This window comes from Arthrobacter sp. C152, assembly GCF_054890965.1.
The window spans coordinates 49,094-69,305 of the sequence record NZ_JBTZSU010000015.1 but is presented as its reverse complement, the minus strand read 5'-3'; the positions used below and the strand labels follow the sequence as shown (position 1 = coordinate 69,305).

The following is a 20,212-nucleotide window of genomic DNA, read 5'->3' as shown; positions in this document are numbered from 1 at the left end:
TTAGTTGGGACAGGATCCATGCAGCTGGAACGGGCGGATGCGGCAGAACTGGGCGAGGAAGACCTCGCCCTGATCCAGGTCCTGCAGGCCTCGCCGCGGATGGGCTGGGCCGACGCCGCGAAGGTGCTGGGCGTCCACGCCACCACGCTCGCCTCCCGCTGGGAACGGCTCACTGGCAGCGGCGCGGCCTGGGCGACGGCCCACCTTGCCGGCGACCCCAAACAGATGCTCCTGGCCTACGTTGCCGTGGACTGCGAGATGAATCGCAGGGAGAGTGTCACCGCACAGCTGGCCGCCGTGCCGGAAATCGTCACCGTGGAGGAAGCTGCCAGCAACCGGGACCTGATGCTGACGGTGATCACCCGCTCGCTGGAGGAATTCAGCGAAAAGATCGTCTCCCGGCTCAAGGCGATCAAGGGGCTGACCAAGTACCAGGTGGCGCTGTGCACCCGGCTGCACAGCAGCGGTGACGACTGGCGGCTGAATGTCCTGAGCCGGGCGCAACTGGCAGTATTGCGCACCCTCGCGCCCCAGCCCGTCCCCGAAGAAGCGAAGGCGGCGGCCGGCCGGCTTCAGAGCCACCTGGACCTGCTGCCGTTCCTGGCCCGGAATGGCCGGGCCACGGCAGCGGAGATCGCGCGGGGTCTGGGGCGCCACCCCGCCACCGTCCAGCGCCAGCTGAACCGCGTGCTGGCCACCGGGATCCTGTCCTTCCGGTGCGAAATCGCCCAGCGCTATTCCTCGTTCCCGGTGACCTGCCAGTGGTTCGTCAACGTACCGGCCGGCCAGCATGAGGCAGCGGCCGCCGGGATCCGCACCATCAGCAACGTCAGGCTCAGTGCCTCCACCACGGGGCCCACGAACTTCGTGATCATCATGTGGCTGCACACGCTCGCGGATGTCATGTCCGCGGAACTGGCGCTGCAGCAGAAGGTGCCCGGCATCGACATCGTCGAGAGCGCCGTGATGCTGCGGACGGTCAAGCGGGTGGGCTGGATGCTGAACGAAGATACGACGGCGAGTGGCGCCGTCGTGCATGCCGGAAGCCTGGGCCCCGCGGACTGAGGCGGGCAGGAGCAGGAAGGAACCAGGGGTGCTGCCCCCCTGGTTCCCTGCTTTGTGGGTGCGGGCGTCCAACGCCTAGTGCCCGTGATGGTCGACTTCCACTACGGCGCTCTTCTCCCATTCAGTCCAGTCGGACCAGTGTCCGCCGTGGTTCTGAACGCGGAACGAGACGAGTTGGTAGACCTCTTCCCCATTGCGGTGATGGTCGTCGACATCGACACGGTAGTGAAGGGTCCTGGCGTCGTCATGGCGGTCAAAGTCCACGGTGACCAGCCGCTTGGCGAGGAGGTCGTCGTGATGGGAACCCCGCTCGTCCTCATAGATCCGCTGGCGGATCTCGACGGTCTTTTCGCCGTTGCAATCGGCCTTGATGCTGAAGTCGACGTCGTCGCCGTGGAGGTCCTTTGGATCCAGCGGGTCAACCGTACAGCCGTAGCGGCTTGTTTCGGCGTTGGCCGGTGCGGCCAATGCCAGGAAACCGCCGAACATGCCTAATGACAGGACTGGAACCAGGGCCACCCTTGCCCGGGTTGAGCGATTTTTTTGCGTATTCTACATTTCTCGTTGCTCCTCAAAGGATGCGATTCACCTTTGTGGGCAGCCTTAAAGCCGTCCAGTAATGAGCATGATGTTCAGGAACACTGTGGCGGCCGCAGCCTGCCCGTCCCATTTATGACAGCGCGCCCGCCGCAAGCGGGCGGCTTGGACTCCTGATCCTTCCACGTGGGATCCGGTTGTTAAATCATCCGCCGGCGGCAAACGGCCGGGTAGGGGGGCTGCCTACCCTACCTTCGGGTAGTCAGTCCTGGCTGCCGCCTCCAACTTAATACTTCCGCATTGCGGATTTATCTTTCCGGAAACATGGTTTTCCTACTGTTGCTGACGACCCTGCGGCATCCCGAGTGCCGCCCGTCCCTCAACGAACAGGCACCGGCATGAACATCACCGCCGCAGCATCCTCCCCGGAACCGGCCGTCCCGGCGCGCAGGAAGCCGCTCTACACGTCCCTCTTCTTCCAGATCATGGTGGCGGTCATCGCCGGCATCGTGATCGGCCACCTTTGGCCGGACATCGGCGCCGGACTGCGTCCGCTCGGTGACGGGTTCATCCAGCTGATCAAGATGGTCATCGCCCCGCTGATCTTCCTGGTGATCGTCACCGGAATCGCCGCCGTCAGCGACGTCAAGGCGGTAGGGCGGGTGGGCATCAAGGCCTTGGCCTACTTCACTGCCGCCACGCTGTTCGCACTGGTCTTCGGCCTGGTGGTGGGGAACCTGGTGCAGCCGGGCGCCGGCCTCAACATCGACCCCGCCACCCTGTCCCAGGACGCCCTCAACGCCAAAACGTCGACGGCCCCGCCCAAGGACGCCGGCGCCTTCCTGCTGGGCATCATTCCCACCAGCGTGGTGGGCGCGTTCGCCAGCAACAGCCTCCTGCAGGTCCTGTGCTTCTCCGTGTTCTTCGGGGCGGCGATTGTCGTCGTCGGACGTGAACGCTGCCTGCCGGTGGTCACGCTGATGGAAACTGTGCTGGAGCTGTTCTACAGGATCATGGGCTGGGTGATGCGCGTGGCGCCGGTGGGGGCGTTCGGCGCCATGGCGTTCATTATCGGGCAGTACGGACTCGGTTCCCTGGGCACCTACGCCCTGCTGGTCGCCGCCTGCTACGGCGCCGCACTGGTGTTCATCGGGCTGCTGTTGGTGGTGGCATGGGCCTACCCGCGGGTGCCGCTGTGGCAGTTCATGAAGTACACGCGGGAGGAATTCCTGCTGGCCCTGGGAACGGCGTCAACGGAGTCAGTGCTGCCCCGGATCATGACCAAGCTAACCAACGCCGGCTGCTCCCGCGCCACCACGGGGCTGGTTGTCCCCACCGGCTACTCCTTCAACCTGGACGGCGCAGCGCTGTACCTCTCCATCTCGCTGCTCTTCCTGGCGCAGGCATTCGGCTACCACCTGGACCTGGGCCAGCAGCTCGCCGCGCTGGGCGTCCTGATGCTGACGTCCAAGGGCATGGCGGGCGTTCCCGGCTCCGCCTTCCTCGCCCTGTCCGCCACGGCAGGTGCCCTGGGCATCTTCCCGGTGGCCGGCGTCGCGCTGCTCCTGGGCGCCGACCGGCTGATGGATTCCATGCGCGTGGTGGTGAACCTGCTGGGCAACTGCGTGGCCACGTTCGTGGTGTCCAAGTGGGAGGGCCAGTTCGACCGGGACGCCATGCTCCGCGCCTTTGCCTGGGACGGCCAGGTTGCCGGGGAAGGTCCGGCGCCGGACCTCGCTGCCCCCGCCGATCCGGTGGCGGCCAGGTAGCCTCCCGCCCTGCGTCAGTGCGGTGCCGCACACTGTTCCCATGACCTTTGCGAACGTGGGAACCCTTGGAACCAAACCCGGCCAGCGCGACGCGCTCGTGGACATACTCCTCCGGCCCAAGCCAGGGCTGAGGGAGGCCGGATGCCTGCAGTACGAAGTGGGCATCAACAACGACATGCCGGACACCGTGTTCGTCTGCGAACTCTGGGAATCCGCCGAGGCGCACCAGGCATCGCTGCAGCTGGACAGCACCCGTGCGGCCATTGCCGAGGCTATGCCCCTGCTGTCCGGGGAGAACGGCGGCCACCGGTTCACGGTCCTGGGATCACCGCTGCGGTAGCCGTTTCGGCTGCGCCATGCGAGTGGTTCGGACCACGCCGCGTGAGTGGATCGGGACAAACGGGGTAAGGGAGGACACATGAAACCGTTGCCTGCACTTGAGCTTGTCACCCGCTTCGAGGACGCTGAATGGCTCGATCCCCTGGCCAAGAGCGTCCGGAAGGCCGTGAAGAAGGTCATTCCGGCACGCTGGGCACGTGATGTCCTGCACGGCGTTCCCATTGGCCACCCGGTGCACCCGCTGGCGGTCCAGGTGCCGATTGGCGCCTGGGTCTCCGCGGGCGTGCTCGACGCCGTGCCGGGCGGTGAGAAAGCCGCCCGGATTCTGATCGGCGTGGGAACCGCCGGCGTGCTGCCATCCGCGCTGGCCGGGTTCACGGACTGGGCGCAGTTGCACCCGCAGCAGCAGCGCGTGGGATTGGTGCACGCAGCAGCCAACGTCACGGCAACCAGCCTCTACCTTGCCTCGCTGGTGCAGCGGGCACGGGGAAGCCACGGCAGCGGGAAGGTACTGGCGTACCTTGGGCTGGCCACCGTGAGTGCCGGCGGTTTCCTGGGCGGCCACCTCACCTACCGGCAGGCGGCCGGCGTCAACCACAGTGAGGAAATTCCGCACCGCTTCCCGTCCGGCTGGCACCCGCTGGCACCGCTGTCGGAGCTCCCGCAGGGAGGGCTCCACAAGCGCGACGTGGCAGGGATTCCGCTGCTGGGGCACCGCGACGGAGACACGGTGGACGTGCTGTCGGACGTCTGCAGCCACCTTTCAGGGCCGCTGCACGAAGGCAGGATCAAGGACGACGCCGGGGACCCGTGCGTCGTCTGCCCGTGGCACCGCAGCACCTTTTCGCTGCGTACCGGCGAGGTGAAGGCTGGGCCCGCCACCGCAAGGCAGCCCCGTTTTGAAACGCGGGTGAGCGGCGGAACCGTGGAGGTGTGCCTGCCGGGGGCGGACGGGTAGAGAGGCCATTCGGCCCTACTATCCTCCAGGGGGCGGAGGCACACTGTCCCCATGAAGAGTCGGCGTGGGGCTGAACCGTGCGGGTGAAACCATGAAACGCACGGCTCTTCTGTCCGCGCTGGGCTTCGTGGCAGTGACCTCGCTGACCGGCGGACTGCTCATGGCGCTGGGAAGTTGGTTCGGTCCGGAGCGCCTTGGCCTTCCCCGGGAAATGGCCGTTCCCGACATTATGCTGGCCGGTTCCCCCTTCACCAGCTACCTGGTGCCCGGTCTGTTGCTCGCCGGAGTTGTTGGCGGCGTGCACCTCGCCGCCTTCATCCTGGTCCTCCGCCGGCACCGCTGGGCCGGGATCGCGTCGGCGACGGCGGGCTACGCGGTTCTGACCTGGATCTTCGTCCAGATGGTCTTCATTCCCTTCAGTGCCCTGCAGGCTGTCTATTTTGCCGCCGGCCTCGCCGAACTGGGTTTCCTGCTGCTGTCCCTGGGGTTGGTTGCCCCGTCGCAGGCTGAAAATCCAGCTGGCCGCAGCAACGCAGCAAAGGCTGCCGCCAGGAGGCTGAACGGGGTGCACGCGCCATGAGCGACCTCCTGCAGGACATCGGCGGGCTTTACAAGGCGCGCAAAGGGGCCGTTGACTTCGTGGATGTCCCTATGCTGCTCTACGCCATCGTCCGCGGCACGGGCGATCCCAACGGCCCGGCGTTTGCCGAGGCAGTGCAGGCCCTCTTCACCGTCAGCTACGCCGCGCACTTCCGGTTGAAGAAGGAGACGGGCGAAGCCACGAAAATGATGCCGCTGGAGGCGCTGTGGTGGTTCGACGATCCAACACAACCGAAGCCAACAGAACCCGTCACTGCCGGCTTCGCGGGCATGTCCGGTGAGCGGGAATCATGGCGCTGGCAGGCCATGATGGTCCAGCCCGGGCCCATTGACGAAGCATTGCTCGAACGCGCCGTGCAGGATTCCAGGCCCAAGGGAATACCCGCCCTGGACCTGCTCAGCTTTGAACAATGGGAAGAGGGCCGCTGCGCGCAGACGATGCACGTCGGTCCCTACGCGGACGAAGCACCCACCATCGCCCGCCTGGATGCGGCGATCACGGCTGCGGGACTGAAAGCAAGGGGACGGCACCATGAGATCTATCTGGGCGACCCGCGCCGCAGCGCGCCGGAGAAGCTGCGGACCCTGATCCGCCACCCCGTGGCGTGACGTCCCATGATGCGTGTCAGCGAGCCGCGCGAGATCGCTCCCGGCGTCTTCCTCCTCACCGCCGGTAGCGGCCCGCTGGCTTCGAACCTGTACCTGGTGAATTCCGGCCCTGCCTGGATGCTGGTGGACGCGGGCTGGGCCGGCAGTGCCGAACCGGTGCGCAAGGCCGTGGGGAGTGTGCTCGGGCCCGATGCCAAACCGGTCGCGATCGCACTGACGCATATCCACCCCGACCACTCCGGCGGTGCAGGCGCACTGGCCCGGGAATGGGAGGTGCCGGTGTACGTCCATCCTGCCGAGTTGCCGATGGCTGCCGGGAAGTACGTTCCCGAGTTCTCCATGCCGTTGGACCGGTGGGTGGTTGCGCCCCTGATGCGCCTGCTGGGCGCGCGCAGGCGGCGGGGGATCGAGGCCGGCGGTGACATTTCCGACGTCGTCCGTCCCCTGGGCCCGCGCGGCGAACTGCCGGGACTACCTGGGTGGGTGGCGGTTTCCTGCCCGGGCCACACACCCGGGCATGTTGCGTACTGGCGTTCCAGCGACCGGGTTCTCATCACCGGCGATGCGGTGGTCACCGTCAACCTGAACTCCCTCCAGGGGTTCCTGCTGGGAACGCCTGACCTGGCAGGTCCGCCACGCTACACCACGTGGAACTCGAAGACTGCGATGGAGTCCATCGCAGCGCTCGCCAACCTTGGCCCCGCCCTGCTGGCGCCAGGTCACGGAAGACCGGTGGGGGTGGCTGTTGCTCCGCGGCTCAGGGCGTTGGCTGCCAGGAAACGCAGGCAGCGGAGGTTCCTGGGCCAGCGGGCGGGATCGCCGAAGGCGGTCTGGGAACGACTCCGGGGCCAGCTGCCGACACGGGGCGCGCCAGGCTAACCGGCAGCCAGGCAATGGGACTGTCAGGGCAGCCGTTACTGCAGGGCGACGTGCTGCAGGGCGAAGGGCTTGGTGAAGAATTCTGCCCAGAGTGGGTCGTCCGGGGAGAAGTCGTTGAGGTCCAGGAGGCCTTCGGCGTCGGGCTCCCACTGGGCAGGGTCGGCTGGGTCTGCGGTGTCCCAGTGTTGCCGCTCGTCCGTTGCAGACTCCCCGCCGCGCTGCCCGTCGCGAGTGAGTGCAGGCAGGATCCCGGGTGGCCAGTGGGTTGGTTCTGGGTCGTGTTGTTCGGCTGGGTGGTGGCGGCCGGAGGGTGAGGTCCAGCCGGGTGGTTCGTTGATGGTGGCGGGGGTGGGGGTCCAGCCGGTGTTGTGTTTGAGCCTGTGGTGTTTGGGGCAGAGCTGTGCGAGGTTGGACGCTCCAGTTTGCCCGCCGTGCTGCCAGGCTTGGAGGTGATCGGTCTCGTTGTCGAGGGTGCGGTTGGTGCAGCCGGGGAAGGTACATCGGCCGTCGCGCATCCGGATCCAGCGTTTGATGGTCTCTGTGAGCCGGTAGCTTCTGCGGCCGATTTCCAGGGGCGCTCCGTCCGCCGGGTCGACGAGGACGCGGTAGAAGGAGTCGGCGCCGTCGGCGAGGAGTTTGCGGGCCATGGAAGCGGGGATCGGTCCGTGGCCGTCGAGGATGGCGGGTTCGTCGGTGACGCCGAGGGCGGAGAACACCGGAACCATCACCAGGACGTCAGCCTTTGGGACGGGGACCTGGCCGAGGGCCGTGGTTCCTGGGTGTGGGGAACTGCCATCCCCGGAGCCGGTGCCGCCGGAGCCGGTGGTTCCAGCGCTGATGGTTCCGGAGCTGGCGGTTCCGGCGCTGGTGGTTCCGGCGCCGAGCAGCAGGCTGGCGGCGATGTCGGGGCGGAGCTGGCTGAGGGTGCGGGGTTCGTCGGGGCCTTGGAGGCCGCGGGCGATGGCGGTGGTGCGGTTCCAGATCGCCGAGGCGGTGACCCCGGGGACATGGAGTGAGATCCAGGCCATGCCGTCTTTGTCCGGGCGGTATTCCATCCTCCGGTCCGCCACCCCCTTGGCGTGCCGTTTCTCGATCGATTCGGGGTGGTGCCGTTCCCGCCACCCACGGACCTTCGCCCGGAACCGGGACGGCACCAGCTCACCCGGCGCCGCGCCCCGGGCGGGGTTCGGGGCGTCGGGGTCGAAGAAATGCGCCACCAGCCCTGCCGCGCCGGCAGCATCGAGGCCCTCGGTTTCGTCCGCGATGATCTTCGCGTGCTGCCACGACATCGCGCCCGCGGCCAGGGCGTCCATCACGGGTGGGAGTGAGCAGACCCGTTGCGCCTGGTCCACAAAAGCACCCGCCGCCGCGGAACTGACGGTCAGGACCCCTGCGACCTCCTCCACCACGGACATCCGGGCCCAGCAGCGTTCCTGCGCGGTGGCTTCCGGCGACGTCATGGCCTGCTGGAACCCGATGCACTCCGCCGCATCCTGCGCCTGGCCGGCCATCAGTTGCGCCTGCAGCCGCGCCCGCAGCTCCATCCGTTCCAGCCGAAGCTCATACCGCCGCTGCAACACATCCACACCGGCACCAACACCGCTGCCCGAAGCCAGGACTGAGTCCTCCACGAACAGCGCATCCAGGGCAGCAACACCAGCAACAGAGGCCAAAACACCCTCCACCGCCGTCCCAACACCCCTGCTGATTCCCATACCCACATCATCTAACGGGGGTCTGACATTCGAAGGTGGAAGCGGGCAGAAGCGGAGTTCAGGAGGGCGGAACAGCCCACTCGCCGCGGCGCAGTACCCCGGCCAGGCCCAGGTCCCGGTCAAGGACCACGACATCGGCCTGCATTCCCGCGCCCAGGTCCCCAACCCGCGCCGCGAGTCCGAGGACCGAGGCCGGGACGGCGGACGCGGAGGTCACCGCATCACGAAGGGGGACGCCGGCGGCAACCGTGGCACGGACAACGTCCAGCAGGGTTGCGGTGCCGCCGGCAATGGCGCCTGTGCCATCCACCCGGGCCACGCCCTGGTCCACCGTCACTGCCAGGGACCCCAGCCGGTAGCGGCCGTCGTCCAGGCCAGTGGCCGCCATCGAGTCGGTAACCAGGGCGACGTTCTCCGGCCCCACCAGGTCAAACACCAGCTTGACCGTCTCAGGAGCCAGGTGGACGCCGTCGGCAATCAGTTCCACCACTGCCGTACCGGCGCGCGCCGCATCCAGGCTGGCCGACACCGGCCCGGGGGAGCGGTGGTGCAGGGGAGGCATCGCATTGAACAGGTGGGTGACCGTGGGCCGGTGCCTGCCGGTGGAGTGTCCTGACGGGCCCAAGCCGGCAGCCGCCCTCGCAAGGAAAGCTGCCGCCGTCGGATGGTCCGCTGCCGTGTGGCCCAGCGAAGGAACGACGCCCCGGGAAGCGAGGAGTTCCACAAGCCCGCCGGCGCCGGGAAGTTCCGCGGCGACCGTCATGGAGGCGAGTGATGGGCCGGCGGCGGCCAGCACCCCGGACACCAGCTCCATATCCGGCTCCAGCAGGAGGCCGGGATCGTGGGCACCGCACTGCTGTGAGGAGAGGAACGGTCCCTCCAGGTGGGAGCCGGCAACCAACCCCTGGCCCGTCAGGTCCCGCAGCATCGCAACGTTCCTCACCAGGTCCGCTGGTGTGCCCGTGACCAGGCTGGCCACCAGCGTGGTGGTTCCACGGCTGTGCAGGAAGCGCGCCGCCCGCGTCGCCCCGGCCAACGAGCCTTCCGAGAAATCCGAGCCGTAGGCGCCATGGCAGTGCAGGTCCACCAGCCCGGGCACCAGGACGCGGCCGGAGGGTGCGCCGGCTGGAAGTACGCCGGGATATTCCGACGCCGGCCCCGCAAAGGTGACCAGGCCGCCGTCGACCGCCACAACCCCGTCCGCGATGTCCAGCGAGGCGGTCACTATCCGTCCTTGAAGAGTCAGCCCGTTGCCCACCGCTTACCGCCCTCCCGTCGCCGACGCGCCAGCCGACGCTGCAGCTGTGACAGCGGCCGCCATCCGTGCGGCCAGCTCCGGGTCGGCGTCATCGGCCCGGCCGCTTCCACCCGCAGCATTCGCGTGCCGGGGCCGTGCAGAGGTGTGCACGGCGTGCACCCCTGTTTCAAGCAGTGACGGTACCAGCCCCAGGGTCACGCCCCCGCCGGCCATGATCTGCACCGAGGGGGCGTGCCGGCGACCCAGTTCCACCAGCCTGCCCAGCATCGGCAGGCCGGCCGCGCAGTCTGGGCTGCCGCCACTGGTCAGGACCCGGTTGACGCCGGCCTGCGCAAGCCGCGACAGTGCCTCGGCCGGGTCCACCCCGGCGGCCAGGGCCGCGTCGAATGCCCGGTGGAAGGTTACGTCCGCATCCGGCCGCACGGCCCGCACCGCAGCAACAATGCGCCCGGTGGCCGCAACGTCGGGGCCGCCGTCCGCAGCGAGGACGCCAACCACCACGCCCTCTGCACCGGCACGCATGGCGGCAGCCGCGTCCCGTTCAATCACGTCGAGTTCATCGCCGGAGTACATGAAGTTGCCTGGCCGCGGCCGCACCAGGACATGGACGGGAAGACCCACGCGGCACGCCTGCGCTATCGTGCCGATGCTCGGCGTGATGCCCTCCGTCCCGGCAAGGGCCGCGCACAGTTCCACCCGGGCGGCGCCAACAGCGGCGGCCAGCCTGACGCCGTCGCTGTTTTCCACCGCAAGCTCCAGCTGCGGAACCGTCGTGGCCACGGGCGCGCCGGACCTCACAGCCCCTGCCATGCCGGCTTCCGGCCGAAGGTGTCCTGGTAGTAGCCGCGGTGGGCCAAACGGGAGGCAGCGGCCTCGTCCACCAGCACTGAAACGTGCGGGTGCAGCTGGAGGGCCGACGCCGGGCAGATGGCCGCAACGGGACCTTCGACAGCGGCAGCCACCGCATCTGCCTTGGCCTCACCCATGGCGAGCAGCAGCAGGTGCCGCGCCTCCCGGATGGTTCCGAGCCCCTGCGTCAGCACGTGCTCCGGGACCTCGTCAGGCGAAGCAAAGAAGCGCGCGTTGTCCAGGCGCGTCTGCCGGGTGAGGGTCTTGATCCGGGTGCGGGACGCGAGCGAGGACATGGGCTCGTTGAAGCCCACGTGGCCGTCGGTGCCGATGCCCAGGATCTGGATATCAACGCCTCCGGCCGCCGCGATCCCGGCCTCGTACCGGGCAGCTTCCGCCCGGGGATCGGCGGCCATGCCGTCCAGCCCGTGGACCGCATCCGCTCCGAAGTCCACGCTTGCCGTGAATTCCTCCCGGATCACCGAGTGGTAGGACTGCGGATGGCCAGCGGGCAGTCCCACGTATTCGTCGAGCAGGAAGGCCTGCGCGGACGCAAAGCTCAGCCCGTTGTCGCGGTGCCGTTCAATGAGTTCCCGGTACGTGCCCAGGGGAGTGGAGCCTGTGGCCAGCCCCAGGACGGACGGCCCGCTGCGGACCTGTTCCTCGATGGCATCCGCGGCCGTGCGGGCCACGTCGTCAGCGGTGGGAAGAATGATGATTTCCATGCGGTGCGGTGCTTTCAGTTGAGGGAGGAGGGCAGGACGACGGCGGCGCCTACTTCGCCGGTTCGGTCTCCACCGTGACTTCGTCGTCCTCACGGCCGGGCGTGCGCAGGTTCCAGCGCTTGATGACGAAGGAGAAGAGGAAGTAGTAGACCAGCGCGTAGCCCAGGCCGATGGGGATCAACAGCCAGCCGTTCTGCGATTTGCCGAAGTTGAGGATGAAGTCGATGAGTCCGGCGGAGAACGTGAACCCGTGGTGGATGCCCAGGGCGTTCACGAGGGCCATCGAGGTTCCGGTCAGGGCAGCGTGGACGATGTACAGCGGGAAGGCGACAAACATGAAGGAGTATTCCAGCGGCTCAGTGATGCCGGTGATGAACGCGGTGAGGGCGGTGGAGAGCATGATGCCGCCGACGATCTTCTTCTGCGAGGGCTTGGCATGGCGCCAGATGGCCAGTGCTGCTGCCGGGAGGCCGAACATCATGATGGGGAAGAACCCGGCCATGAACACACCCGCGCTCGGGTCACCGGCGAAGAAGCGGTTGAGGTCGCCGCGGACCAGGTGGCCGGAGGCGTCCGTGTAGTCGCCGATGAGGAACCAGACGGCGGAGTTCAGGATGTGGTGCAGGCCAGCGGGAATCAGCATGCGGTTGGCGAAACCATAGACGGCGCCGCCGGCAACGGCGTTGCCTGCCACGGCCTGGCCGACCGCGGAGAGTCCGGCATTGAAGAGCGGGTAGAAGAGGGCCAGGACGACGCCGGCAACCAGGCTGGTCACGGAGGTCAGGATGGGAACGAGGCGGCGGCCGCTGAAGAAGCCCAGGAAGTCCGGCAGCTTGGTGCGGTAGAACCGCTGCCACAGCGTGGCGGAGAACAGGCCCACGACGATGCCGGCCAGGACGCCGTAGTTGATCATCGCGGGCTTGCCGGCGGCGTCGACCTGCCCTGCCAGGACCAGCGGGGACATGGCCTTGAAGACGCCGTCGATCACCATGTAGCCCACCACCGCTGCCAGTGCAGTGGAACCGTCGGCCTTCTTGGCCCAGCCGATGGCAATGCCGACGGCGAAGATCAGCGGCAGCCAGGTGAAGACGGCGTTGCCTGCGGCGGAGATGACGGCGGCACCGCCCTCAAAACCGGGGATGGCGCCCAGCAGGTCGGCCTGTCCGATGCGCAGGAGGAGGCCTGCGGCGGGAAGGACGGCGATGGGGAGCATGAGGCAGCGGCCAAGCCGCTGAAGGGTGGCGAAGGCCCGGTTTGGCTTCTTCTCTGGAGCCAGGGCCGTGGTCTCGGACGTTGACATGTGAACACCTCTGCGGATCGGAAATGGGGGTTGTGGAGTGACGGTTCAAACCGGTACTGTCTGGTTATGACCAGTTCAGTGTGATTCATCCCACGATCGCCTGTCAAGGGCAACGGGAACACCATTGAGGCGCAGGCCTTGCGGTGCAACAATCCAGGAATTGGTCGTACCTGGGCCGCCGGCCCGGTGTTCGAAGATGTGCTCCAAACGGGCACCGTCAGAAAGGGCAGCCATGTCCAAAGCAGAAAAAATCATTGAAGGCCTGGGTGGAGCCGGCAATATCGTGGAAGTGGAGGCCTGCATCACGCGCCTCCGCACCGAAGTCAGGGACTCCTCGCTGGTCAATGAGGCATCCCTCAAGGCTGCCGGGGCCCATGGCGTGCTGGCCGCCGGCACGGCCGTCCAGGTCATCGTTGGACCCGAGGCGGACACCCTCGCCGAAGACATCGAGGACCTGCTCTGATGGCGGCTGCGCTGGAGGTCCACGCCCCGATCAGCGGGTCCGTCATTCCGCTGGCGGAGGTTCCGGATCCCGTGTTCGCGGGCCAGATGGTGGGTTCCGGCGCTGCGGTGGAACCGCCTGCGGGGGAAGCGTTCGACGTCGTGTCCCCGGTCGCCGGAGAAGTGGTCAAGCTCCTGCCCCACGCCTTCGTGGTGGTCACCGCATCGGGCCAGGGCGTGCTGACGCACGTCGGCATCGACACCGTGAAGCTCAAGGGCGAAGGCTTCAAGCTGCTGATCGCCCAGGGGGACACCGTTGAAGCGGGCGAGCCCGTGATGCACGTGGAGCCCGCCGCCGCACTGGCGGCGGGCTACTCGATGGTGAGTCCCGTCGTCGTACTTGATACCAAGCCCGACACCGCGATACTGGCGGCGGCCGGGACCGTGGCCAGCGGCGGCCTGCTCTTTTCGCTGGGCTGAGGCCGGGCCGCCGGGCTGGAGCCTAGAGCCTGACTTCCATGGTGAGCGAGTAGCGGTCCGAGCGGTACCAGGAGCGCGAATGCTCAATGGCCAGGGCGCCTGAGTAGGACACGCGGTCGAACGCCAGCACCGGTGCCCCCGTTCCCGTCCCGAGGAGCGCCCCGACATCCGCCGGGGCGCCCTCGGACCGGACGCTTTGGCGTGCCCGGTCGATCTGGTGTCCGAACTGCGCGGCCAGCGCCTTGTAGACGGAGCCGGTGAGATCTATGTCCAGCAGGCCGGGGGCGTGCTGCGGGTTGTACCAGGCGTCGTCCACGCTCACCGGCCGGCCGTCGGCCAGGCGCAGCCGCTTCAGGTGGTATGCCTCCGCGCCCGGTGCGAGGCCCAGTGCATCCGCCGTGTCTTCGGGCGCCGCCATGCGCTCGGCCACCAGTACCACCGTGCTGGGGACGTGGCCCATGGCCTCCATCTCCTGGGTGAAGGACGCCAGGTGCAGCGTGGACTGGACTGGCGAGTCCGCTACAAAAGTTCCCTTGGCGGGGACGCGCACCAGGTGGCCCTCGTTAACCAGGCGGCCGATCGCGGCGCGCACGGTGATGCGGCTGACGCCGTAGGCATCCATGAGGTCCCGCTCGCTGGGAAGCCTGGCTCCCGGCTCCAGTTCCTCCTTGGCGAGTTTAAGGATGATGAGGCGCAGTTGTTCGTGCTTGGGAACGTGGGAATTGTTGATCGGCGCGCTTGCCGCCTGCGCCGTGCCGGCTGGTCTGGCGGACATGGTGCCCCTCCCTGGATCTGGAGCGGTCCGGTCAGGACCACCTCCTCGGATTATTCCATACCGGCCTTGCCCTTTCCGTCTCAGCGCCCGAGCCTTTACAGTAGAAACACTAAGCATGCTTTCTAATTTTTGGAGGGTAACCCGATGCGAAAAGTTTCCGCGCTTGGCGTGATGACCGCGGCGATGCTGGTCCTGGCCGGCTGCTCGGGAGGTGGTGGCGGCTCTGCCACCCCCTCCGGTACGGCGACGGCCTCCGCGTCCGCCACCAAAGCGGCCGGGGCCAAGGTGTACTCCGAGGACGAGCTCCGCAACCTCATCTCGGGCATGAAGGACTCGGACGGCAATGAGCTGAAGCTTTACTCGAAGGAGCAGGTGGACCAGGGCGGAAACATCGCCAACCTGCTGATGGGCACCGCAACCATCGATCCCAAGGAATGCAAGGACATCGCCACCGCAGGCCTGCTGGACAAGGTGGAGTCCGGCGATGTCGCCGTCGCGCTGTCCCAGGGCAACAAGCCGCGGACGCTGTCCGCGCAGTCCGGCGGCAGCGGCCCGGACGCTGTGAAGACCCTGGAGGACGTCAGCGGCAAGATGGGCCAGTGCGCCACGTTCTCGGTGTCCGCGCTGGGGCAGAAGTATGACGTCTCGAGTGAAAAGTTGAAGGCGGATACTGACGCGGACACGACGTTTGCCACCGTCAGCACCCGGAGCGGGGACAACCAGCAGAAGCTGATGCAGGTTTCCGCCGCCCAGGGACGCTTGCTGGTGGTTGCCACCAAGAGCGGCACGGACCTGGGCGACCAGGACCAGAAGGAGCTTGAAGACCTGATCAACGATGTGCTGGCGAAGGCCGGGGGCGGTGCAACGTCCAGCGCCACCGCCACCAGCCCGTCCGGTGGCTCGATGGGCACATCCTCACCGGGTGCCACCTCCACGGCAACGTCCACCGCTACTGCCACGATGACCTCCGGCAGCGGCATGACGTCGTCTCCGACAGCGTCCCGGTAGCTCCGACTGCGAAGGGGAGGGGCAGGACCTGGTGTGGTCCTGCCCCTCCCCTTCCCGCGGTTGCGGAGACTATTTGGGCTTGCTGCCCAGCCCCACGCGGCTGGTGGCGCCTGCCACGGGGAATTCGGTGACCATCTCGGGGGCCGGTGCACCGCGGAACTTGGGTGAGGGGTCCTCTCCCGCGCTGAGCCGCTGCAGTTCCTGGCCCTCGAAGTCCTCTTCCTTGCCCAGCAGGATGGCCGAATCGTGGTTGGTGATCTCGCCCTTGAAGGCGCGCAGCATGACGCTGCGGTCGAACTGGCCCTCCCACTTGGAAACGACGAAGGTGGCGACGCAGTTGCCGAGCAGGTTGACCACTACCCGCATGGAGTCCATCAGCCGGTCGGCGCCGAGGAGGAGCGCGACGCCGGCAACAGGGAAGATGCCGAGCGCTGCGGCGGTTGCCGAGAGGGCAAGGAAGGACGACCCGGGAACCCCTGCCATGCCCTTGGAGGTCAGCAGCAGCACGCCGAGGGCGGCGAGCTGCTGGCCCAGGTCCAGGTGGTGCCCAAAGGCCTGCGCCAGGAACAGCAGCGAAATGGACAGGTAGATCGCTGCACCGTCAAGGTTGAAGGAATAGCCGGTGGGGACCACCAGACCGGTGGTGGCCCGCGAGCAGCCGGCGTTGGTCAGCTTGGTCATGATCCGGGGCATGACGGCTTCGGTGGAGGCCGTGCCGAGGGCCAGGAGGAATTCCTCGCGGGTGTACTTCAGGAACTGCCACAGCGGTACGCGGGCAAAACCCCAGGCAACCAGGAACAGCAGGCCGATGAAGACCACTGCCGCGCCGTAGCACGCGGCGATGAGCTGCGCGTAGGTGCCGAGCGTGTCCAGCCCGTACTGGCCGATGATGAACGCCATCGCGCCGAACGCGCCGATGGGGGCAACCTTCATGATCCACGCCATGATCTTGAAGATCAGTTCCAGGACTGTCTCCATGAGGCTGATGACCGGCATGCAGCGCTCGCGGCCGATCACCACGATGGCTGAACCGAAGAAAACGGAGAAGAAGAGGACCTGCAGCAGGCTGTTGCTGGCGAATGCCCCTACGACGCTGGACGGGATGACGTCCAGGATGAAGGATGCGGCATCCTTTGGTGCGCCCGAGCCGGTCTTGGCATCCAGGTCCGTCTGGGAAAGGGTGGCAGGATCGATGTTCAGGCCGGCGCCGGGCTGGACGATATTACCCACGATCAGCCCGAAGACCAGGGCGAACAGCGTTGCCGCCGTGAAGTAGAGCAGGGCCTTGACCCCAACCCGTCCAACCGCCTTGACGTCGCCTACGGCCGAAATTCCGGTAACGATCACCAGGAAGATCAGCGGCGCGATGATCATCTTGATGAGCTTGATGAAGCCATCTCCGAGCGGCCTCAGTTGTGATCCGAGGTCCGGCCAGAAATGCCCGATGAGGACACCTGCCACGACGGCGATCAGAATCTGGAAGAAGAGCGACTTATACAGCGGCTTCCTCTTCGCGGGCACCGAACTCGCCTTCAGTGCCTCAGGGTTTGGGATCTTCATTGACCTTTGCCTATCAATTGGGAACAACCCGTTTGCGGGGCTAAACCCAACGTAACCCCGGTCACACTGATTCCGCAAGAGGAAATTGTATTTCCACATTACGGAATGCTATGGGCGATTTGTGACTGACCGGAGGCCTCCCAATTGCTTCGCGAGCTGTTCGGCAATCCCGGCAGGCGGGAGTGAGGCGTCCACCGTTATGAAGTCCGCGTACTCCGGAAGTTCCCGGTAGGCGGCGTCAAACGCCGGGCGCGCCGATGCGAGGCCAGGACGTTCCACACCCGAAGGCATGTTTCGACGGCGTCAGCCGGCCGGCGGGGCAGGGCCAGTCCCAGCCGGGCAGAGAGGTTGGACAGGCTCCGCCTGCCCGCGTGGTTGCCCAGCAGCAGTGCCCTGCCGCCGTCCCCTTTCACCGCGGACACCAGGGCGCGGGCTGCGGTGGACTTTCCTGTTCCGTCGATTCCCGTGAGGACAATGATCACGCGGCCTCCTTTCGCCGGGGGTCGGTGATGGCTTAACGCCCCGGGCGGCGCCAACGTCCCGGGATGAGCCGCAACTCACAGCAAAGCGGCCCGCCAGCGAGTTGCTGACGGGCCGCTTGTTCCTGGTTCCAGTTGCTTACATGATGCCGGTGGGAACCAGCAGTGCCCATGCCAGTGCAGGGGCCACCAGGACCACGCCACCCGAGTAGAACATGAGCTGCTTGTACACGCGCTGCCGGTCGTCGTCGCGGGCGTTGGCTACCACCAGCGCACCGTCGGTGGAGAAGGGGGAAACGTCGACGACGGTGGCTGCGATGGCCAGCGCGGCAACGGTTCCGGAGGCGCTGAGGGAGCTCGTGGCCAGCAGCGGGCCGGCGAGGGGAATGAACGCGGTCAGCAGTGCCGTGGACGAAGCGAAGGCGGAACCGACGCCGATCACGTAGCACAGGACCAGTGCGATCAGCAGCGGCGCACCCAGGGCCAGGGCCTGCTCGGCGAGGGTATCGATGACGCCCACATGCTCCAGCAGGGACACGTAGGTGATCATGCCGGCAACGAGCAGGACGGTGGACCAGGAGATGCCGCCGATGAAGGTCTTGTGTTCCTTGATGTTGACGAAGGCCAGGAGCAGGCCGGCGGAAAGGGCGACGAAGCCGATCGGCATGTGGAAGCCCAGGGTGCACACCAGCATCGCGGCAATGAGTGCCAGGGTCAGGATCTGCTGGCCGTGCGGGCGGCCGGCGGAGGACGTGTCGATGTCAACGTGCACGCCGCTGGCGCCGTCGCGCAGCTTGCCGATCAGGGCGAACAGCACGATCGTCAGCACGGAGAGGATGAGGTTCAGGGCGAAGCTTGCGAGGAACAGCCCGCTCTGCGAGATCGGGAAGTCGTTCTTCTGCGCGATGTTGTGCACCAGGACGCCCGCCACGGACAGCGGGGAGAAGCCGCCGGCGTGGGCGCCGTTGATGATGAACGCACCCATGACCACAGGGTGGATGCGGGACTCGTAGGCGAACCCGATGGCCGCCGGTGCCAGCAGCGCGATGGCGGCCGGCGAGAACGTTCCCAGCGCGGTCAGGGCCGCGGCGATCAGGAAGAACACCCAGGGGAGCAGCAGCGTCTTGCCGCGGACCATCCGCACGCAGCCCTTGACGATGATGTCGATGGTGCCGTTCCGCTGGGCCATGCTGAAGAAGTAGGTGACGCCGATGATGGTCAGGACGATGCTGGCGGGGAATTCCTCGAGGATCTGCTTGTCCGACATCCCCAGCATGAAATAGCCGACGCCGAACGAGGCCACCAGCCCCATCACGCCAATGTTCAGCGGCCATTTGGTGGCGACGACGAACATCACCACAAGGATCACCAGCGGGATGATCTGGGTTGCTGTCATGGTCGGCTCCGAACTCGTGGCGGCAGCCTGGTTGAAGATGCCGCCCCCGAAGAGCAGGGCAACCACAGCCAGGATGGCCACACCGGCCACCGTCCACAGCAGGATACGGCGCCGGGAGGAGGTCCGCCCGGGGCGGTCGTCCAGTGTGTCGTTCACGGGCGCAGCGGTGCGCTCCGCATCCTTGGTCAGAAGGGTCTTGGTCATGATGGTCTCCTCAAAGGGTAGCGCCCGCGAGGGAAGCAGCGACGTCGCTGCCGGACACCTCAGGCAGATGGATGATGGTGGTGGCGATGGTGCGGGCGGTACGGTCGACGCCGACGAGCAGGCTTCCGGCGTGCTCCTCGCTCCAGGTTTCGATGACGCCGGCCGGGGTGCGGAGTCGCAGGGTGCTTCCAGCGGCGTCAATGGTCATGGCGTTGAGCACCGTGCCGGGGGTGCGGGCTGCCAGGGTCAGTGCGATGCTGCCGGTGATGGCCAAAGCAGGATGGGGCTTCCCCATCGAGAGCATCATGACGTTGATATCGCATGCCGGGTCCGCGTCCGTCCGCGGGCCAACGATGGCGACCTTGGGGATGGCGCGTGCCGCTGCGGCAGTGGTGGGAGCCAGTCCCATCCGGACGGCTGCCTGCCGGCGGATTTGTTCCAGGGTGCCGAGCTGTTGCTCGACGCCTGCCTGCCAGCTGTCGTAGCGGCCCAGGTCAAGGCCCAATTCCGAGGCCTGGACCATGACAACCGGGGCTCCGGCGTCCACCATGGAGACGGTCCAGCGCGTCCCGCCGGCCGTGATGACGTCGGTTGTTGCGCCGGTGGGCAGCAGCGCCCCGGTGGTCTTTCCCGCGGGATCCTGGAAGCCGAGGCCTACGAGGTGGCCCGGGAAGGGCACGCCCGGCATTCCCGCGGTGGGGGAGTCCGGCAGGGCGCCGTCGGGCGTAGCCACCCGCTGCACGATGATCTGGCCGGTGTTCGTGTTGCGGGTGACAATCCGGGTGACGTCCCCGGTAGGAACCACCCACCCCTTCTCGATGGCATACAGTCCAACCACGGCGGAGCAGTTGCCGCAGTTGCTGCCCCAGTCCACGGCGGCTTCCTCGATGCCCACCTGGGCGAAGGTGAACTCGATGTCCACGCCGTCCTCGGCCGGGCGGTGCAGGATGACTGCCTTGCTGGTGGTGGAGGTGGCTCCGCCCACGCCGTCGATCTGGCGGGAGTCGGGGCTCCCGAACAGGCGGGGCAGCAACACGTCCAGGCCGGCACCGCCTTCCTGGAGGTGCTCGGCCTCGAACACCCAGCACTTGCTGGTGCCGCCGCGCATCCATTCCGCTTCAAACCTCATTGTTGTCCCACATCTCCTTGTGCCTGGTTTCCGTTGTGGCGCCTAGATCGAGAATGAGCCAGCTCACAAATTAAGACAATGTTCAATAGTTGAAGAGGGCTGTAGGATTGCTTAAATCACAAGCAGTCTGAGGCTTG

The 20,212-nt window shown here is 67.0% G+C and carries 21 protein-coding genes; 10 read left to right on the top strand and 11 right to left on the bottom strand.

Translation table 11 applies throughout. From position 1 onward, the window contains the following. Positions 1-18 precede the first annotated feature (18 nt). Positions 19-1,065 (top strand): Lrp/AsnC family transcriptional regulator, encoded by a 1,047-nt coding sequence (locus ACYSM9_RS12350; protein WP_461857253.1) that lies wholly within the window; start codon positions 19-21, stop codon positions 1,063-1,065. Between the two features lie 75 nt (positions 1,066-1,140). Here the strand turns inward: ACYSM9_RS12350 and ACYSM9_RS12345 are convergent, their stop codons facing one another. After that, positions 1,141-1,554, bottom strand: coding sequence for a hypothetical protein (locus ACYSM9_RS12345; protein WP_461857252.1), 414 nt, complete (start codon positions 1,552-1,554; stop codon positions 1,141-1,143). A 446-nt stretch (positions 1,555-2,000) separates the two neighbouring features. Between ACYSM9_RS12345 and ACYSM9_RS12340 the strand changes: the two genes are divergently transcribed. The 6 genes from ACYSM9_RS12340 to ACYSM9_RS12315 all read left to right on the top strand — a co-directional run bounded on the left by ACYSM9_RS12340 (position 2,001) and on the right by ACYSM9_RS12315 (position 6,756). Further along, positions 2,001-3,371, top strand: coding sequence for a cation:dicarboxylate symporter family transporter (locus ACYSM9_RS12340; RefSeq protein WP_461857251.1), 1,371 nt, complete (start codon positions 2,001-2,003; stop codon positions 3,369-3,371). Between the two features lie 40 nt (positions 3,372-3,411). Beyond that, positions 3,412-3,711 (top strand): putative quinol monooxygenase, encoded by a 300-nt coding sequence (locus tag ACYSM9_RS12335; RefSeq protein WP_461857250.1) that lies wholly within the window; start codon positions 3,412-3,414, stop codon positions 3,709-3,711. A gap of 78 nt (positions 3,712-3,789) precedes the next feature. Next, positions 3,790-4,668 carry a Rieske (2Fe-2S) protein gene (locus ACYSM9_RS12330; RefSeq protein WP_461857249.1) on the top strand — a complete coding sequence of 293 codons (879 nt, stop codon included), beginning with the start codon at positions 3,790-3,792 and terminating at the stop codon, positions 4,666-4,668. A gap of 91 nt (positions 4,669-4,759) precedes the next feature. Then, positions 4,760-5,248 (top strand): hypothetical protein, encoded by a 489-nt coding sequence (locus ACYSM9_RS12325; protein ID WP_461857248.1) that lies wholly within the window; start codon positions 4,760-4,762, stop codon positions 5,246-5,248. Continuing rightward, the gene (locus tag ACYSM9_RS12320) at positions 5,245-5,877 is read left to right on the top strand and encodes a GyrI-like domain-containing protein (RefSeq protein ID WP_461857247.1); all 633 of its coding nucleotides are present in this window, start codon (positions 5,245-5,247) and stop codon (positions 5,875-5,877) included. Before ACYSM9_RS12325 ends, ACYSM9_RS12320 begins: the two co-directional genes overlap by 4 nt. A gap of 6 nt (positions 5,878-5,883) precedes the next feature. Beyond that, complete coding sequence (locus ACYSM9_RS12315) at positions 5,884-6,756, top strand: MBL fold metallo-hydrolase (protein ID WP_461857246.1); 873 nt, start codon at positions 5,884-5,886, stop codon at positions 6,754-6,756. Between the two features lie 35 nt (positions 6,757-6,791). Here ACYSM9_RS12315 and ACYSM9_RS12310 read toward each other — a convergent pair whose 3' ends face one another. The 5 genes from ACYSM9_RS12310 to ACYSM9_RS12290 form a co-directional block, all read right to left on the bottom strand. Continuing rightward, complete coding sequence (locus tag ACYSM9_RS12310; protein WP_461857245.1) at positions 6,792-8,429, bottom strand: HNH endonuclease signature motif containing protein; 1,638 nt, start codon at positions 8,427-8,429, stop codon at positions 6,792-6,794. Between the two features lie 100 nt (positions 8,430-8,529). Beyond that, on the bottom strand, positions 8,530-9,729 hold the full coding sequence (locus tag ACYSM9_RS12305; protein WP_461857244.1) for an N-acetylglucosamine-6-phosphate deacetylase: 1,200 nt from the start codon (positions 9,727-9,729) through the stop codon (positions 8,530-8,532). A 3-nt stretch (positions 9,730-9,732) separates the two neighbouring features. Further along, positions 9,733-10,539 carry a copper homeostasis protein CutC gene (locus ACYSM9_RS12300; protein WP_461857243.1) on the bottom strand — a complete coding sequence of 269 codons (807 nt, stop codon included), beginning with the start codon at positions 10,537-10,539 and terminating at the stop codon, positions 9,733-9,735. Next, positions 10,524-11,303: a glucosamine-6-phosphate deaminase gene (gene nagB, locus ACYSM9_RS12295; protein WP_461857242.1), complete on the bottom strand. Its 780-nt coding sequence runs from the start codon at positions 11,301-11,303 to the stop codon at positions 10,524-10,526. Before nagB ends, ACYSM9_RS12300 begins: the two co-directional genes overlap by 16 nt. A 49-nt stretch (positions 11,304-11,352) precedes the next feature. Continuing rightward, positions 11,353-12,603 (bottom strand): PTS transporter subunit EIIC, encoded by a 1,251-nt coding sequence (locus ACYSM9_RS12290; protein ID WP_461857241.1) that lies wholly within the window; start codon positions 12,601-12,603, stop codon positions 11,353-11,355. Positions 12,604-12,835: 232 nt separating this feature from the next. Here ACYSM9_RS12290 and ACYSM9_RS12285 point away from each other — a divergent pair, with 232 nt between their 5' ends. Beyond that, positions 12,836-13,066 carry a glucose PTS transporter subunit EIIB gene (locus ACYSM9_RS12285; protein WP_461857240.1) on the top strand — a complete coding sequence of 77 codons (231 nt, stop codon included), beginning with the start codon at positions 12,836-12,838 and terminating at the stop codon, positions 13,064-13,066. Beyond that, positions 13,066-13,524, top strand: coding sequence for a PTS sugar transporter subunit IIA (locus ACYSM9_RS12280; RefSeq protein WP_461857239.1), 459 nt, complete (start codon positions 13,066-13,068; stop codon positions 13,522-13,524). The genes ACYSM9_RS12285 and ACYSM9_RS12280 overlap by 1 nt, the downstream gene beginning before the upstream one ends. A 22-nt stretch (positions 13,525-13,546) precedes the next feature. Here ACYSM9_RS12280 and ACYSM9_RS12275 read toward each other — a convergent pair whose 3' ends face one another. Then, positions 13,547-14,299 carry a GntR family transcriptional regulator gene (locus ACYSM9_RS12275; protein WP_461857238.1) on the bottom strand — a complete coding sequence of 251 codons (753 nt, stop codon included), beginning with the start codon at positions 14,297-14,299 and terminating at the stop codon, positions 13,547-13,549. 144 nt (positions 14,300-14,443) lie between these two features. Here ACYSM9_RS12275 and ACYSM9_RS12270 point away from each other — a divergent pair, with 144 nt between their 5' ends. Beyond that, a complete protein-coding gene (locus tag ACYSM9_RS12270; RefSeq protein ID WP_461857237.1) occupies positions 14,444-15,307 on the top strand; it encodes a hypothetical protein in 864 nt (287 codons plus the stop codon). A gap of 69 nt (positions 15,308-15,376) precedes the next feature. Here the strand turns inward: ACYSM9_RS12270 and dctA are convergent, their stop codons facing one another. The 4 genes from dctA to ACYSM9_RS12250 all read right to left on the bottom strand — a co-directional run bounded on the left by dctA (position 15,377) and on the right by ACYSM9_RS12250 (position 20,075). Beyond that, positions 15,377-16,867, bottom strand: coding sequence for a C4-dicarboxylate transporter DctA (gene dctA, locus ACYSM9_RS12265; RefSeq protein WP_461857236.1), 1,491 nt, complete (start codon positions 16,865-16,867; stop codon positions 15,377-15,379). A gap of 197 nt (positions 16,868-17,064) precedes the next feature. Further along, on the bottom strand, positions 17,065-17,349 hold the full coding sequence (locus tag ACYSM9_RS12260; protein WP_461857235.1) for a hypothetical protein: 285 nt from the start codon (positions 17,347-17,349) through the stop codon (positions 17,065-17,067). A gap of 136 nt (positions 17,350-17,485) precedes the next feature. Beyond that, the gene (locus ACYSM9_RS12255) at positions 17,486-18,931 is read right to left on the bottom strand and encodes an SLC13 family permease (RefSeq protein WP_461857276.1); all 1,446 of its coding nucleotides are present in this window, start codon (positions 18,929-18,931) and stop codon (positions 17,486-17,488) included. A 25-nt stretch (positions 18,932-18,956) separates the two neighbouring features. Beyond that, on the bottom strand, positions 18,957-20,075 hold the full coding sequence (locus ACYSM9_RS12250; protein WP_461857234.1) for a PrpF domain-containing protein: 1,119 nt from the start codon (positions 20,073-20,075) through the stop codon (positions 18,957-18,959). Positions 20,076-20,212 lie beyond the last annotated feature (137 nt).